The sequence below is a fragment of the Shewanella woodyi ATCC 51908 genome (assembly GCF_000019525.1).
In the GTDB taxonomy this organism is placed as follows: Bacteria; Pseudomonadota; Gammaproteobacteria; order Enterobacterales; family Shewanellaceae; genus Shewanella; species Shewanella woodyi.
Genome location: NC_010506.1, coordinates 5,919,524 through 5,935,403, shown reverse-complemented (window position 1 = coordinate 5,935,403; position 15,880 = coordinate 5,919,524). Strand labels below are relative to the sequence as shown.

The following is a 15,880-nucleotide window of genomic DNA, read 5'->3' as shown; positions in this document are numbered from 1 at the left end:
TTATTTTTTGAGTGTAAGGATTGTTAACTACCAAAGACGGATTGCCACAATGAGTAAACGTACTTTTCAACCAAGCACCCTAAAGCGCAAGCGTTCTCACGGCTTCCGCGCTCGTATGGCTACAGTAAGCGGCCGTAAGGTACTGGCTCGTCGCCGTGCCAAGGGTCGTGCTCGCCTTTCAGCTTAATTTTAAGTTGGAAATCAGGTGACTATTAGCTACACCTTTACGCGGGAGTTACGTTTGTTAACTCCCGCGCAATTTAAATCTGTATTCTCAAAACCCATCAAAGCTTCTTCCGCTGAAATAACTTTACTTGCTATTCCAAATACTGAACAACATCCGCGTATCGGACTCACTGTTGCTAAGCGTTTTGTAAAGAAAGCCCATCAGCGAAACAGAATTAAACGTATCATTAGAGATAATTTTCGTCTGCATCAGCACGAACTTCCCGCTATCGATATCGTTGTGCTCGTCAGAAATGGCGTGGTAGAGATGGAAAATGCAGAGCTCCATAAATTGGTAGAAAAGCTATGGCGAAAACTCAATCGCCGTTACAATGGCTAGCAACCACGTTAATTCGTGGCTACCAAGTCTTCATCAGCCCCTTTTTAGGGGCTAATAAGTGCCGTTTTCATCCAACTTGTTCCACATATGCAATTGAAGCGATTCGTTTGCATGGATCTGTAAAAGGTTGTTGGCTTGCTGCACGACGCATACTAAAATGTCACCCTTTGCATCCGGGCGGAATCGATCCCGTCCCCCCAAAAACACACAGGTGTAATAAATAGGCTATGGAATCTCAACGCAATATATTGCTTATCGGTCTGCTTTTTGTCAGCTTTTTGCTTTGGCAACAGTGGCAGACAGATCAAGCCCCACAACCAGTAGCGACTCAATCTTCATCGGTTGTCACTGCTTCGTCAGCTTCTGATTCTCACAGCTCTGATGTACCCGATGCAGACTCAGCACTTCCTGCTGCCGTTGTCGCATCGAAAGATCTCATCACAGTGAACACTGATCAATTAATCATTAAGATTAATCCGGTTGGTGGTGATATCGTTTATTCAGCCCTAGTTGAACATAAACTTGAGCTAGAAAATGACGAGCCATTTGTACTACTAGAGCAAACTAATGATATTAACTATATTGCTCAGAGTGGACTTATCGGCCGTGACGGTATCGACAGCAGTGTTAAGGGCCGCGCGCACTTCGACAGTGCTTCACGCAACTACAGCTTAGCTGCAGGTCAAGACACTCTAGAGGTGCCACTGACTTATGTTGCTGAAAATGGTGCAACTTACACTAAGATGTTTATCTTCCATCGTGGCAAGTTCGACGTAGATGTCGATTATGTCATCGATAACAAGACAGATAAGCAGCTGCAAGTTCAGATGTACGGTCAGATTAAACACAGCATCAAGAAAAGCGAAAGCAGCATGATGATGCCTACCTATCGCGGCGCGGCTTTCTCGACTCAAGACACACGTTACGAGAAATACAGCTTCGAAGATATGGCTGATAAAAACCTAGACAAGAAAACGTTAGGTGGCTGGGCTGCTATGCTACAGCACTACTTCGTTTCTGCTTGGGTACCACCAGCAAACGATCAAAACATCATCTTCTCTAGCATCAGTGCTGGCGGTCAGGCAAACATAGGTTTCCGTGGCGCCATCTTTGATGTAGCACCTGGGGCGACTCAAGAGATCACCTCTCAGTTCTACGTTGGTCCTAAAGATCAGGCAGCACTGTCGGCTATCTCTCCAACCCTTAACTTGGTTGTTGATTATGGCTTCCTATGGTGGCTAGCAGTTCCAATCTACAAACTATTGATGTTCTTCCAATCAATTGTAGGTAACTGGGGTGCGGCAATTATTCTTATTACCCTAACGGTACGTGGTCTGTTATACCCACTGACTAAAGCTCAATACACCTCTATGGCTAAGATGCGTAATCTACAGCCAAAGCTTGCTGAGATGAAAGAGCGTTTCGGTGATGACCGTCAGAAGATGGGTCAAGCCATGATGGAGCTGTACAAGAAAGAGAAAGTTAACCCTATGGGTGGCTGTCTACCTATCTTGTTACAGATGCCAATCTTCATCGCCCTATACTGGGTACTGCTTGAAAGTGTTGAACTGCGTCATGCACCGTTCATGCTTTGGATCACCGACCTTTCGGTACAAGATCCTTACTACGTGATGCCAATCTTAATGGGTGTCTCTATGTTTGTGATGCAGAAGATGCAGCCTATGGCACCGACAATGGATCCAATGCAAGTTAAGATGATGCAGTGGATGCCAGTGGTATTTACCGTATTCTTCCTATGGTTCCCTGCAGGTCTAGTACTTTACTGGTTAGTAGGTAACTTAGTTGCAATCGCGCAGCAGAAGTACATCTACGCAGGTTTGGAGAAAAAAGGGTTAAAATAACCCTTAACTCCAACTAAGAAAAAGCGGTTAATACTTGGTATTGGCCGCTTTTTGCTTTTTATGAGAGATATACTTTTTTTATCTTTCATTTTTTCACTATCCAAATGTAGGAATCACAGTAATGACAACAGATACTATCGTGGCACAGGCAACCGCTCCCGGGCGTGGCGGTGTAGGTATCATTCGGATCTCAGGAGACAAGGCCAGTGATGTTGCTATGGCTGTGTTAGGTCACCTGCCAAAGACACGATATGCCGATTACTGTGACTTTAAAGATGCCGAAAACGCTGTAATAGACCAAGGTATCGCCCTCTATTTTCAAGGCCCGAACTCCTTTACCGGTGAAGATGTTCTAGAACTACAGGGACACGGCGGCCAGATAGTCCTAGATATGCTGATTAAGCGTGTGATGGAAGTGGACGGTGTACGTATTGCTAAACCGGGTGAGTTCAGCGAACAAGCCTTTATGAACGATAAGATGGATCTGACCCAAGCGGAAGCGATTGCCGATCTTATCGATGCCACCAGCGAGCAAGCGGCTAAAAGCGCCCTAAACTCACTACAAGGCGAGTTCTCGGTGCAGATACATGAACTCGTAGAGCAGGTCACTAACCTGCGCTTATACGTCGAAGCAGCCATCGACTTCCCTGACGAGGAGGTCGACTTCCTCTCTGACGGTAAGATTGCAGGCTCACTTAATCGCATAATCACTAAACTCGACAGCGTACAAGCCAGTGCCAAGCAAGGCGCCATCATACGTGAAGGGATGAAAGTGGTGATTGCTGGTCGTCCCAATGCAGGTAAATCTAGTCTGCTGAATGCATTGGCAGGCAAAGAGTCCGCTATTGTCACCGAAATCGCCGGTACCACACGTGATGTCCTACGTGAGCATATCCACCTAGATGGTATGCCGCTGCATATTATCGACACAGCAGGCCTTCGTGATACCGATGATACCGTCGAGATGATAGGTATTGAGCGCGCCTGGGCTGAGATTGAGACCGCCGATCAGGTACTCTTTATGGTCGATGGCACCACAACTGATGCGGTCGATCCCCGCGAGATCTGGCCAGACTTTATCGACCGTCTACCTAAAAATTTAGGGATCACTGTAGTGCGTAACAAAGCCGATATCACTGGGGAGCCTTTAACCGTAACCCAAGATCATGGCCACAGCGTATTTAAGATCTCAGCCAAAACAGGCTTAGGCGTTGAATCACTGCAACAGCACCTTAAATCATTAATGGGCTACCAGAGTAACCTTGAAGGTGGCTTTATCGCACGACGTCGTCACCTAGAAGCCCTAGATCTTGCCAGCAGCCATCTGATGATAGGCAAAGAGCAGTTAGAGGTCTATTTAGCGGGTGAACTGCTCGCCGAAGAGTTAAGGATGACCCAGATGGCCTTGTCTGAGATTACCGGAAAGTTCACCTCTGATGACCTACTCGGCAAGATCTTCAGCAGCTTCTGTATCGGTAAGTAACAAAGCAAAAGAGTGCCATCTGATTCTCAGGTGGCCTCATCCTCCCCAACGTAAACACTTATCCTAAACCATACAAAAGATGGATCCTGAAACAAGTTCAGGATGACGAAAACTCTCCACTAAACTGGGGCAAGAGTACACTCAGAGTAGATCAACTTCCTATATTGATTAGTATTAATATGATCAATTTTCTTGCTCAGAATAGAGCGATCTACAAGGGTTAAAAAAATGATAAATTTTATCCCCAAACAGTGGATAAAATTCCATCTATATACTACCCGCCACAGGATCCCACAGCTGTCGCTACCCCATAAAATTCAATGATCTTGATCAAAACAATCAACAGAGATATCAACAAGCTGTGCAAAGTCAACTTAAGATCTTAACCTCTGTTTAGATCGTTACGTAAGCTATTGATTTTAATTTATTTAAAAACAGATCTACTTTTGAATAAAACTGAATAATTATTAAAAAATATTTTCGCTGTAGATAAGTTATACGCAAATAGATCGATTCAAATAGTGATCTACACGGTAAAAGATCTTTTTATCCACAAGGGATCATAATCGCCTTAACAGAACCTAGCTTGTTTACGGCCATTTTTACCTCAAAAAAACAGATAGAAGATTTAAATCTCAGCAAAAAGCATCGAGGTATTTTGGTATTTTGAAAAACTGATTTTTTAACTTTTTCTGCTTCTAAAAATCATTGGGCCAAGTCTGTTTTATAAAAATTTAAAAACGGTTCATTTTATGTCCAATACGCGACTTGCTTTACGATATTGGATCTTCCAACCAAGCCAACGAGGCAACTCCCAACGCTTAGGACCGCCCTTTCTTAATCCACTGGCATAGACTAAGGTGACCAACTTACGTTTTGGCAGATACTCAACAGCCAGCTTAAGCTCAGCCAGTTCTAGCTTTAAGGGGTACATGGCATCAAACTCCTCACGCTCCCACTCAGGTATTCCCTCAAACAAGAGATCCTCAGGCTCTACAAGCTCAAGATCATCAAAAGACTCAACTCCCAGCTCAGATAATTTATCCTTAAGGTAAGTGTTAAGTGCCAATGTCGGCATCTCACTCTCTGCTCTACCTAATGCTAACCAGATATTCCAAGCTGAGATATCACGTTCTAAACGAGCTGCAACGCCCTTAAAAATTCGCCCAACACTGATACTACGCACTATCGCCTCAACAGCTTGCTCCCCCTCAACCTCCTTGAGGTGAGTACCAATCACCCTGCCAGCATAGAGGGTTTGTACAAGGAGTTTATGTTTACTTCCCTGTTCACGATTATCTGCAAGGCGCTCCTCACCTAAGCCAGCCTCAAGCAGCATCTTCACACTAATGGGTGCCATGCACGTGGCTAAATTAAGCGTCTGCTTACTGCCTTTGCCTGCAATAGAGTGTTGATCAAACACCAAAGCTGCAACAGCGCTCTCTCGACCCTGACTATCTTTAAGCTCACTGCAGAAACGGCTATCTCGACCTATCTGAACCTCACTAAAACCATTACCTAACGCCGTTATACGTTTTTCACGACGCACAAAAGCCAACTCAGGTAGTGCCTTTATCACCTCGAGTAACCAAAATTCACGCAACCCTTGCCTTGCAGCTTGTACAGAGGTCTCTTGAGCCAGCGATACTAGACCAAGAGAGCTGCGGATTTGATTCGAAAGCAAACGCGCCTCCTTTCGGGCATCACTATTTACCTGTAGTGATTCAGGCGGTTTTTCACGAACAAGCTTAACTAAGATCCAAGCATCACAGCCGATGGGTTCCCACTCATTAAGCTCTCTTAACTCTTGTTCAGAACTTGGCAGCACAAATAGACGTTGTGACACACTCAAACCTGCAGCAAGGTCTACCATCAAGCCACGGCTCTCATCATCAGGCATGGCGCTTATCAGGTGAGCAAATTGGGTATCTATCGGTAGTGGCAGTAACTTAATACCGTGAGGAGTAATGACTCCCAGTTTGTCGATTGCTCCCATCGCGCTTAGCTTAGTCTCGGCTATCTCCAGTGCTTTAGCTGGAATAACATCAACAAACTTAAGCTCACTTAACAGATGACCATTGGAAGCAGCCGCTAACATAGGTTCCACCAGCTCTTCACGTTGTAATTCAGGAGGAGTGATAGCCTCCAGTGGCGCCCCCATTCCCCACAAACGAACACAGATCCCCTCCTCAGTTCGACCTGCACGTCCCATACGTTGATTACTGCTGGCTTTAGAGATCCGCGCTAACGACAACACAGTACGGCCATTTCGTTGATGAGTTCTGCGCTCAAGTCCTGAATCCACCACAGCAGTGACTCCAGGGATAGTCAGTGAGGTCTCGGCAATGTTAGTGGCAAAAATCACCCTTTGTTTATCCGAATTTTGCAGTATCTCCTTCTGCTCATTGGCAGAGATGCCACCATGGAGACCAAATAACTCAAGTTGTGATTGTGCAGCTGTCAGTGACACACATGCCTGCAAACAAGATTGGATCTCACGCTTACCAGGAAGAAAAACCAGAATATCTCCTCTGGTTTCAGATAAAAGCCCAGATATCACCGTTTTTACCCTCTGTTCCACACCACGAACATCAGGCAGATGATGACTCTCTTTCGCCTCATACCTAAGTTCCACGTGGAACCTTCTTCCTTGAGCCTGTAATCGGCGAGCACCAATAGCAGAATCTCTTCCTAAATAGTCAGTTAACCTCTCCCCATCTATGGTGGCGGAGGTCAGTATCAGCCTAAGATCTTTATCTTTTTCAGCCTTAGCTTTAAGCATCGCCAGTAGCAGATCCGTATCCCAACGTCGTTCGTGAAACTCATCGATAATCACAGTATCGAAACAGGCTAAACCCGCCTTCTCATCATCACCCTTTGGCATCGACAGCCACCTCAGCGCAATCCCTGGAGTCACAAAGGCTATCTGGGTCTTATCTGTCACCGTAGAATCGAAACGTATAGCGTAGCCCACCTTATCTGTAGAGCCATCAACCTCCTGCATTAAGGCACTAACAAAAGCACTTAGCGCCAAACAAGCCACCCGTCTTGGTTCCACAACCAGCACCCGCTTACCCTTACCATTTTCACCAGACGTTGCATTACTCACTTCAGCACACCAAAGAGGCAAACGAGTAGACTTACCAGATCCAGTATCGGACTCAACCACTAAGTGATTGTCTTTAAATGCTAATTTAAAGTCATCATAGATAGCATCGATAGGCAGAGAGGTGAGTACGGGCTGGTGGCTTTTAGGGGACATAGGGATAATGGCAAAAGTGGGAAAGTTCACACAAGTCTAACGGGCAAAGGCGGTTGAGGAAACAAGGTAAAGCCAAACAATATCTGAACTGCCATATTAATAAAATTTGAATAGCTACTAAGCTAGATTAAATCAAATTAATTTATAGTCGAAAAACTTACGATTCTCAGGGCCTGCAGCATTACTGCTGATCTTATTCCCATGTTTATACTCATCCCAGCTGGCCACGTTTCGGCCCTTATTTAAGTGTGGAAAGTTTAAATGTGGGAAGTTTAAGTGAGGAAAGTTCATCTCAGAAGCGTTTTGTTCACTCTCAAAGCTTAAGAAATTGAGTAACTTAGATAGACTTCCCTCTTCGCTGATATTTATACTCATAAAGTTATCTTGATGCTGTTCTACTGAGCAGAAAAACTCAAATACGGCTTTCTTATGACGCTGATAACACTCAACTAAATGTTGTCCATCCATAGGGTCACTCACCTCGCCGACACCAAAACTGTGGCTAAAACTACGCTTTAAAATGGGATGAAAACGCCCAGTTTTGCGGTCCAGATGAGGCAACATACGGCTTAGTAGCATCTGCATCGATGGCACCCAAGCCTCAAGCTCCCTATCGAGATAGATAAACTTAGCTTGTGGATATAACCTAGCTAACTGCTTGTAATCACTGAAACAGGGAGCGTCAGACACGATATCTGCTAACTCAAAGGTCTGCTTAGTGAATCCCTGATGTGCCACTTTAAAACCATGCTCAAGCAGTGCCACGCTAACGCTTGTTGTACCAGATCGAGGTAGGCCTATGATGAAGGCCTTAGTCATCTTTCTATAGTTAGATGTTGGGTTTGCAGCTGTGTTTGTTGTTGGTTTTAATTTGCTAGTTTCAGTCATAGGTTTGGCTTTTTAGCAGGTGTAGCCTGAGGTGGGTGGATTGTAACACTAGTTTATCTGAACTTGTCGGTTAACAAGTTTGGCAAATAACTTTTCTGGTTAGGTTTTGGTCTCATCTGGCTTTTATTTTTACTTTGAAGTTTATGTAACACCAAAGCTTCATTGATGTTTATTGCTTGCAGCAGGTGCTGTATATGGATATACGAATGTCGTGATCACATGGATGTGAATGAACGCCCCTTATGTGTCGATACTTCTATGACACGCTGCAAGTACGCTCCCTGTAAGCTCTACCAAAGCCAATAACGTCCATGTTAAACAGCCAGTTCGATATCCCTATCTCTCATTCGAAGAGTTTCACTGCGTAAAACCTCATCCTGCTTTGGAAGGTCATAGCCGCATCGACACCTTTTGGTAGAGCCACTTATATCTCTTCGACTTGGCTTTTCTCCTTGTTCTCTGTGGTAGATAGCTTTAATGCTGTAAAAACTCATCTTGTTTTGAAAACTCGCAGCCGCATTGACACCTTTTGGTAGAGCCATGACTCACTTCTTCGATTTGGCTTTTCTCCGTTCCCTCTGTGTTCTCTGTGGTGATAGCTTGGATTATCTCTTTAGGCGTTTAGCCGTTCTATTTTTGATGACCGACTCAGATTTTTTGCAAATACTCAGACAAGCTTTACGCAAACAAACAGTCGTGATGAGGCAATTAGGATCCCTATTCGCCTCATAAAGTGAGGCGAATAAGTTGTTATTCTACTCATATAGTGAGTAGAATAAAGAGTGTATTCGACTCAAGGCGATAGATATGTGGATTTGGCAGCAGGCTGATTGGCCTAATTTTCATTGGGATAGCAGCAAAGTCTCGCAGTTACTGCGTCAGATTAACTTCAATCAAGGTCTACTTCTTGGCAAGTTAGATCAAGACCCTTCAGTCCAAATCACACTCGATACGCTTTTGGCGAACATCATACATTCAAGCGCTATTGAAGGTGAAAAGCTCAATGCCTTCTCGGTACGCTCATCCTTAGCCAATAAACTTGGTGTCAGTGACAAAAAGCCATTCCCCACCACAGTGCAAACTGATGGCCTGGCAGAGATGACCTTAGATGCATTGCAAAATTGGCAATCAGAGTTAACCTTAACGCGAATACTAAACTGGCATCATCTACTATTCCCTGAAGGCCATAGTCTATTTAACTCTATCCAAGGTGGAACCTTACGGGGAGAGGAGCCAATGCAAGTGGTATCGGGCCGTATAGATAAGCCCAAAGTACACTTCGAAGCGCCTCCTCGCTCAATACTCGATGGAGAACTTGAGCAGTTTATTGCTTGGTTTAATCACTCTCGTCACGATACTGATCTAGATCCCTTAATTCGTGCGGCAATTACACATCTATGGTTTGTGACCTTGCACCCTCTCGATGATGGTAATGGCCGTATAACTCGACTACTTACAGACTTAGCCCTAACCCAAGCTGAACACAGGTCAATCCGTTTTTATGCCATGTCTGTTACTGTGTTAGAGCGCCGCCAAGCCTATTACGAGATGCTAGAAACAAGCCAGAAAGGTGAACTCGATATAACAACTTGGCTTGTCTGGTTCTTAGATACACTCAACGCGAGTTTACAAAAATCATTAGACGATATAGCGCAAACTATAGCCAAAACCAACTACTGGCAACGAGTCGATCAGACATTAAGTGGTAAAAAGCTGACAACTGAGCAAGTCAAAGTGCTTAATCGGCTTTTAGACGGTGAGTTTGAGCTTGGAATTAGCAGTAGCCAGTACCAAAAGGTCGCTAAAGTAAGCCGTGCAACAGCCACACGTCATTTAGCCCAGTTAGTTGAACAAAAGTGTTTGGTTAAGGCCGATGCTGGTGGGCGAAGTACCCGTTACTTGCTAGCTAGCAAGTAACGCAAATAGCTTTTCTGGTTAGGTTTTGGTTTCATTTGGCTTTCATTTTTACTTTGAAGTTTGTTAGCTTCAACGATGAAGCTATTTCATCGCTTTAACTATCTAATTCTCATCTGGATTTTGGTACTTGGTCGATAGTTGTGAACCATGGCTTCATTGATATTTATTGCTTGCAGCAGGCCTTATTAGCTTCACCGACGAAGCGGCCTTTAGCTTTAACTATATAATTCTCATCATTTTTTGGTACTTGGTTGGTAATTTAAAGTCATAACCTTATTGGTGTTAATCGCCTCCAGCGGGGTTACGTGCAAGTAATCCTTCAACACGCTATAAACCCATCCATGGGCGCTCTACTATTTCATCCTTGAAATATAAGGTCTCAGTCTCACTTACACCTTTTGGTAGAGCCACTTATGTCTCTTCGATTTGGCTTTTCTCCGTGTTCTCCGTGGTGATAAGCTTTAATGCTGTGAAATCTCATCTTGTTTTGGAAGAGCGTAGCCGCATCGACACCTTTTGGTAGAGCCACTTATATCTCTTCGATTTGGCTTTTCTCCGAGTTCTTCGTGCTCTCCGTGGTGATAGCTTTAATACTGTGAAAGCTCATCTTGTTTTAAAAACTCGCAGCCGTATCTACACCTGTTGGTAGAGCCATGACTCACTTCTTCGATTTGGCTTTTCTCCGCTCCCTCTGTGTTCTCCGTGGTAGATAGCTTTAATGCTGTAAAAGCTCATCTTGCTTTGGAAGCCATAGCCACATCGACACCTTATCTTTAAAAAGCAGATAGTATCTTCGATTTTGCTTTTCTCTGAGAGCTCCGTGTTCTCTGTGGTGATAGCTTAGATTATCTCTTTAGGCGTTTAGCCGTTCTATTTTTGATGACCGACTTTATTTTTGTACAGGTACTTAAGTAAGTTTTACTAAGAAAAATAGAGGTAATGAGGCAATTAGGAATCCTATTCGCCTCATAATATGAGGCGAATAGATTTTTGACTATTGGCGGCGGATAAATGATTCAATGTAGGCGGGAGTGCGAGCATTTAATATGGGGTCAGCAGAAGGTTTGATCCCTTCAGGCAATAGTACCGGGTTAAATATTCCCCTGTCACACTGCATAGTTGCACTCTCACTGTCTCTGCTGCCATCAATCAACACTTGCCCGACTAACAGGCGTTGGCGTGTCTCAGGCCATAATACTGTGGGGTCGTTAATCTCATCACCGGGCTCTGCTAACTGAATATAAAGATCCCAGATAGCGGGCTTTTGTTGAATAAGAGTTAACAATTCATCTTTTAAGAAGTTGTTTGGTAACTTATCAAGCTGGTTTTGGCTAAGATTAACCACTCCATCAACCGGTTCAAAACTCCAACGTCCAGGCTTAATATCGCCATTATTTGCACTAAACAGGAAACTGTTAACCCCAAAATAGCGGCTATTGGCAAAACTGGCACTCGGCGGCAAGGTTTTGATGTAATCAAAAAACGCTTTAGCATTTGGCTGATTATCCACAAGCCATTGTTTACCCTCAGCTCCCTGCTTCACCTTTGTTTGAAAGTTGAAAAACTCCTCCAAATTACTGGCAAAAAAGACCGGAGAATTAGTCGTCACAAAATTAAGGCTCTCCTTGTCACCATCAATCTTAAGCGACATAAAGCGCCCCGCACCTCTATCCGATGCATGTGGATTTGTCCCACCAAGGGAGAAACGTGCGGTGATAGGTATTTCTGCTTGTTTAAAAAAGGGAATAGCCAAGGTGTTGTGCAGTTTAGGGTTAGGAATAAACGACCCTGAAGTGCAAAAACCCTTCGCATGATTGCGCAATTTAACTTTTTTACCCGCCTCACGACTGGCTGAATCAGGCGTGCCATTGACGGCATCCACCAGCTCAGCACTGCTTCTATCAGCAGCGAATACAGAAGATGAAAGCACGGTGACACCTGTCAGTAAGCAGGTATTTATAAACGAAACAAGACGATATGAATCCATGATAACCCCTTTATAGAACAGCTAAAAAGAATAGAAAGAGTAGAGATAGCAACTATCCCTTTAATGCGCCTCGATGTGTTTCAACCACCATGATTGCGATGGCAAGAAACACCCAATCTTTAAGCAGAAAGAAGTTAGTGATCAGCACGCCATCTGAGACTTTCCAGGTATCCGGTGTTGTCAGCATAAAACTGAGTGTCACTACAAAAATACCCACAGCAGATAGCCCAGATACCAAACCGACTTTTGCGTTTTTAAATCCCAACAGCAGGCCTATGCCTACAAGAATTTCAACCGAGCCAATAAGATTCGAAACCGTTTGTACAGAGAGCACTTGGTAAACCCAACTTAACAAGGGGTGGTTCACTATCAAGGGCTCAATCAACTTAGCCTCAGTAGCAGTGAACTTATAAACGCCCAACCACAGCAACACCAAAGATACACCTAGCACACCAAACAGATAGCCAAAATTTGTTGTTTTCATCGTATTTAATCCCAAAGACACTACTTCGATTAAGTAGCAATGAATGAGACAGCTGTAATCAAAAAAATCTTTCAACTTGTCGAATAACAAGTTGATCAAATATTTTTTTGGTTAGCTTTTGGTTTCATTTGGCTTATTCGGTACTTGGTGGATTAAAGGTAATCAAACCTTGTTAGCTTCAGCGATGAAGCTATATCATCGTTTTTACTTTCTCATTCCCATTTAAGTTTTGATACTTGGTTGGTAATTGGAAACCATAACCTTATTGGTATTTATCGCCTCCAGCGGGGTTATGTGTCGATACTTCGATGACACACCGTAAATCCTTCCATGGAGGTTCGACGGTAGCATCCATGCTACCAACGGTCATAGCCGTATCTACACCTGCTGGTAAAGCAAAAGGTTATCTCTTCGATTTTGCTTTTCTCCGCTCCCTCTGTGTTCTCCGTGGTAGATAGCTTTTATCTTTATATTAGAAAGGAGCAGCGTTGCCCTGCGAGAACCTTCACAGGCTCACTTCTAGGGCGCTACGCTGCAAGTTTCGAGTGGAAACATAAGATAAGAGTCAACATAGAGGTAAAGATTGGAGGGAAAACCAAAACTGCCTCTTCGATTTCGCTGTTCTCCAAGTCCTCCGGCCCTCTGTGGTAAATAGCTTTTATCTTGATACACAAATAGGAGCATTCTCACCACGGTGAATGTAGCAAAGCTACGTGCAAATGAACGAGAGCTAGGGATAGCGAACTGGCTGTTAAACAAGAACGTTATTGACCTTCGCTACACGGAGTTCACAGAGGTAAAGATTAGAGAAGCTTAACTGGTTTCCGAAATAGAGAGGGTCGAGAGTGCTGAGAGATATTGGGTTAAGGCTTTGGGATCTTCGGCTTCAAAAACAGTGATACTGCTTTCATTATGATAAATCTCTGGTTCATGCAATGAACCTAGATTAGTCGCAGTAACAATAGAGTAGCGGCTCGTAGTAGTGTTCTCACGATCACCTCCATTCTCATAATCAACCCACAATACTAGGTATTGTTCCTTTTGCTTACTTTGGTTTAGGTCTGGGTTATTTAGGTCGATCAGGGCCTTAAACATAAAGCTTGGACACACATCATTGTGCCAGCTCTTATCTTGAAGAAAGGGGAAATGACCAAGCTCAAACCCCAGTTCAAAACCTTCACCAAACTCTTGCTTGTATTGAAGCATAGCTTAACTTCCTGAGCAGACTTTTCTTACTTAATTATAGCCTGTAATAAACAGTGAAAATTTATTATTTATTATTTAAAAACAGATATATGACTATAAAAAAGCACTTACTGGAACTAGAAGCAATTTCGACTGTAAAAGGTGATTTTTGACTTATATAGTCAATCACTTTATCCAGCTTTGCAGTTTCGATAGTCATTGAAATCGGGGTTAATTGTTCTCCTTTCTTATTGAAACAGTTTTCTACTTCATATTGTTTCATACTGATAAATTTCTCATCGGGCTCATCGATAAAAAACCGAGACTCTAAACCTAAATCTAGGTTTAGATACTCTAAAAGATCATACAAATGCCTTAAGTCTGACTTACTTTTATCACTAACAATTTTAAAGTCCCAAAGCCTACTCTCTAAAGAAATGGAGGTATTCCCTCTTACATGTAACAAACGCTTCAGTTCTTTTCTAATAATCTTATACTTTTGATTTTTTAAGGATTTTTTAATAAACCGTACTAAAATCTGATTCCGATGTTCATGAGTGGAGAACCCACCCCTATCAGACAGTTCTAAGTATAAGTGTAAGATAGCATTATCCGTAAACACTTGAAAAATATTACTAATAATCATTACCTTTGATTTTGTATTAAAACCTTAATGCAATGTGTAAATCAAAGCACCTTTGACTTCTATGTAGGCAATACATAAAAATTGTTCAAGTACCTAGGTTTAACAAGGTATCACTTGTGGATTTATCACTAGTTGATAAGATGAAGCTCATTTTTAATGTATATTGATTTCTAAGTAAAATTGAATCAACACCCAGTGTTTATCAAACTACATCATTTAATGATCATAATTCTTAAGTAATTAACAACAAGTCTAGATAAACCACACATTAAGAACAAATACAAACACATACAGAGTTTTAGTGGCAATTAACTACTACTCATCACAAAAAATTATTGTAGTAACTATTAATGAAAACTGATCCAAATTCACTCGAACAAGCAAAAATTTTAATAGAACCTATGGTGCTGCCACATGTACCTGAAGGTACAGAGCCTAAAGCATTAGTAGATCAGTGGCTTCATGCGTTAGCAACAGAGAGTGAGTTTTTTTGCGATCATATCAAGTCAGATCCAAAACAGCTAAAGACAGAGGTTAAATTGCTTCTATCTGAAGCTGCGATCTTTATCAATAAAGAACAGTTTTTCGAACTTGTCTTTGACCATCAAAAATTAAAACCTGTCATTGATTCAAAATTCAAATTCATTGACCTATTTGCTGGGATTGGAGGAGTACGCTTAGGGTTTCAACAAAATGATGGTGCTTGTGTCTTTTCATCTGAATTTGATAAGCATGCGCAAGCAACTTATCAGACTAATCATGGTGAGCTTCCATTTGGTGACATTACAGCGATAAATCCGACTCATATCCCTGATCACGATGTATTACTTGCTGGTTTTCCTTGTCAGCCATTTTCACATGCAGGTCTTAAGTTGGGAATAGAAGATACTCGAGGGACGCTCTTCCATAATATTGCGCGTATTATCGAAGAGAAACAGCCGAAATTTGCACTTTTAGAGAATGTTAAAGGTCTAGTCAGTCACGATAAAGGGTATACATTAAAGGTTATATTGAAAACCCTAACAGACATAGGCTATAGCTGTAATATTTCGAAAGAGTTGATAGAGCACGGCACAGCTAAACAGATCCAAATAGAAGCTAAAAAAATGGTAATGAGGTCTGTTGATTTTGGTGTGCCTCAAAACAGACAGCGTATATATATTATTTTATGGAAAGACGGTCTTATTGAACAATTCCAATATCCAAAACCATCAGGTAAGGATACGAAGGTTGCCGATATATTAGAGAGTGAGCCTTGTGAAAAGTTAACCATATCTGACAAGCTATGGGCAGGTCATAAGCGAAGAAAAATTGAGAATAAAGCTAAGGGTAAAGGGTTTGGCTACGGTTTAGTTTCACCAGAGAGTGAATATACCAACACTATTTCCGCCCGCTACTACAAGGATGGTAGTGAGATTCTTCTAGATCAAGAGGGAAGAAATCCTAGAAAGATTAGTCCAAGAGAGGCAGCAAGACTACAAGGTTTTCCTGAAGAGTTTGCATTTAGTGCATCAAAAACTCAAGCCTATAAGCAGTTTGGTAATAGCGTTTCAGTCCCTGTAATTGATGCTTTAGCCAAAGAAATAAAAAAAATCATTTAA

General features: G+C 42.6%; 14 protein-coding genes. 7 read left to right on the top strand and 7 right to left on the bottom strand.

What is annotated here, in order from left to right; genetic code table 11:
- The first annotated feature begins 49 nt into the window (after window positions 1-49).
- From rpmH to mnmE, 5 genes are all read left to right on the top strand, one after another.
- Window positions 50-187 (top strand): 50S ribosomal protein L34, encoded by a 138-nt coding sequence (rpmH, locus tag SWOO_RS26200; RefSeq protein ID WP_012327497.1) that lies wholly within the window; start codon window positions 50-52, stop codon window positions 185-187.
- A gap of 24 nt (window positions 188-211) precedes the next feature.
- Window positions 212-565, top strand: a complete 354-nt coding sequence (gene rnpA, locus SWOO_RS25310; RefSeq protein WP_157582146.1) for a ribonuclease P protein component — start codon at window positions 212-214, stop codon at window positions 563-565.
- Complete coding sequence (gene yidD, locus SWOO_RS26195) at window positions 532-789, top strand: membrane protein insertion efficiency factor YidD (protein WP_012327495.1); 258 nt, start codon at window positions 532-534, stop codon at window positions 787-789. The genes rnpA and yidD overlap by 34 nt, the downstream gene beginning before the upstream one ends.
- A gap of 3 nt (window positions 790-792) precedes the next feature.
- Complete coding sequence (gene yidC, locus SWOO_RS25305; RefSeq protein WP_012327494.1) at window positions 793-2,427, top strand: membrane protein insertase YidC; 1,635 nt, start codon at window positions 793-795, stop codon at window positions 2,425-2,427.
- A 121-nt stretch (window positions 2,428-2,548) separates the two neighbouring features.
- A complete protein-coding gene (gene mnmE / locus SWOO_RS25300) occupies window positions 2,549-3,910 on the top strand; it encodes a tRNA uridine-5-carboxymethylaminomethyl(34) synthesis GTPase MnmE (RefSeq protein ID WP_012327493.1) in 1,362 nt (453 codons plus the stop codon).
- A 745-nt stretch (window positions 3,911-4,655) separates the two neighbouring features.
- Here the strand turns inward: mnmE and SWOO_RS25295 are convergent.
- From SWOO_RS25295 to SWOO_RS25285, 3 genes are all read right to left on the bottom strand, one after another.
- The gene (locus tag SWOO_RS25295) at window positions 4,656-7,202 is read right to left on the bottom strand and encodes a helicase-related protein (protein WP_229377276.1); all 2,547 of its coding nucleotides are present in this window, start codon (window positions 7,200-7,202) and stop codon (window positions 4,656-4,658) included.
- 102 nt (window positions 7,203-7,304) lie between these two features.
- Entirely contained in the window at window positions 7,305-8,060 is a 756-nt protein-coding gene (locus SWOO_RS25290) for a sulfotransferase (protein WP_012327491.1), read from the bottom strand.
- A gap of 314 nt (window positions 8,061-8,374) precedes the next feature.
- Window positions 8,375-8,602 (bottom strand): hypothetical protein, encoded by a 228-nt coding sequence (locus tag SWOO_RS25285; protein ID WP_012327490.1) that lies wholly within the window; start codon window positions 8,600-8,602, stop codon window positions 8,375-8,377.
- A 265-nt stretch (window positions 8,603-8,867) separates the two neighbouring features.
- Here SWOO_RS25285 and SWOO_RS25280 point away from each other — a divergent pair, with 265 nt between their 5' ends.
- On the top strand, window positions 8,868-9,977 hold the full coding sequence (locus SWOO_RS25280) for a Fic family protein (protein ID WP_012327489.1): 1,110 nt from the start codon (window positions 8,868-8,870) through the stop codon (window positions 9,975-9,977).
- Window positions 9,978-10,971: 994 nt separating this feature from the next.
- Here SWOO_RS25280 and SWOO_RS25275 read toward each other — a convergent pair.
- From SWOO_RS25275 to SWOO_RS25260, 4 genes are all read right to left on the bottom strand, one after another.
- Entirely contained in the window at window positions 10,972-11,964 is a 993-nt protein-coding gene (locus tag SWOO_RS25275) for a catalase family peroxidase (protein WP_012327488.1), read from the bottom strand.
- A 52-nt stretch (window positions 11,965-12,016) separates the two neighbouring features.
- The gene (locus SWOO_RS25270; protein ID WP_012327487.1) at window positions 12,017-12,448 is read right to left on the bottom strand and encodes a DUF417 family protein; all 432 of its coding nucleotides are present in this window, start codon (window positions 12,446-12,448) and stop codon (window positions 12,017-12,019) included.
- 813 nt (window positions 12,449-13,261) lie between these two features.
- Window positions 13,262-13,654: a hypothetical protein gene (locus SWOO_RS25265; RefSeq protein WP_012327486.1), complete on the bottom strand. Its 393-nt coding sequence runs from the start codon at window positions 13,652-13,654 to the stop codon at window positions 13,262-13,264.
- Window positions 13,655-13,718: 64 nt separating this feature from the next.
- Window positions 13,719-14,279, bottom strand: a complete 561-nt coding sequence (locus tag SWOO_RS25260) for a DUF2913 family protein (RefSeq protein WP_012327485.1) — start codon at window positions 14,277-14,279, stop codon at window positions 13,719-13,721.
- Window positions 14,280-14,629: 350 nt separating this feature from the next.
- Between SWOO_RS25260 and SWOO_RS25255 the strand changes: the two genes are divergently transcribed.
- Window positions 14,630-15,880: a DNA cytosine methyltransferase gene (locus SWOO_RS25255; RefSeq protein ID WP_012327484.1), complete on the top strand. Its 1,251-nt coding sequence runs from the start codon at window positions 14,630-14,632 to the stop codon at window positions 15,878-15,880.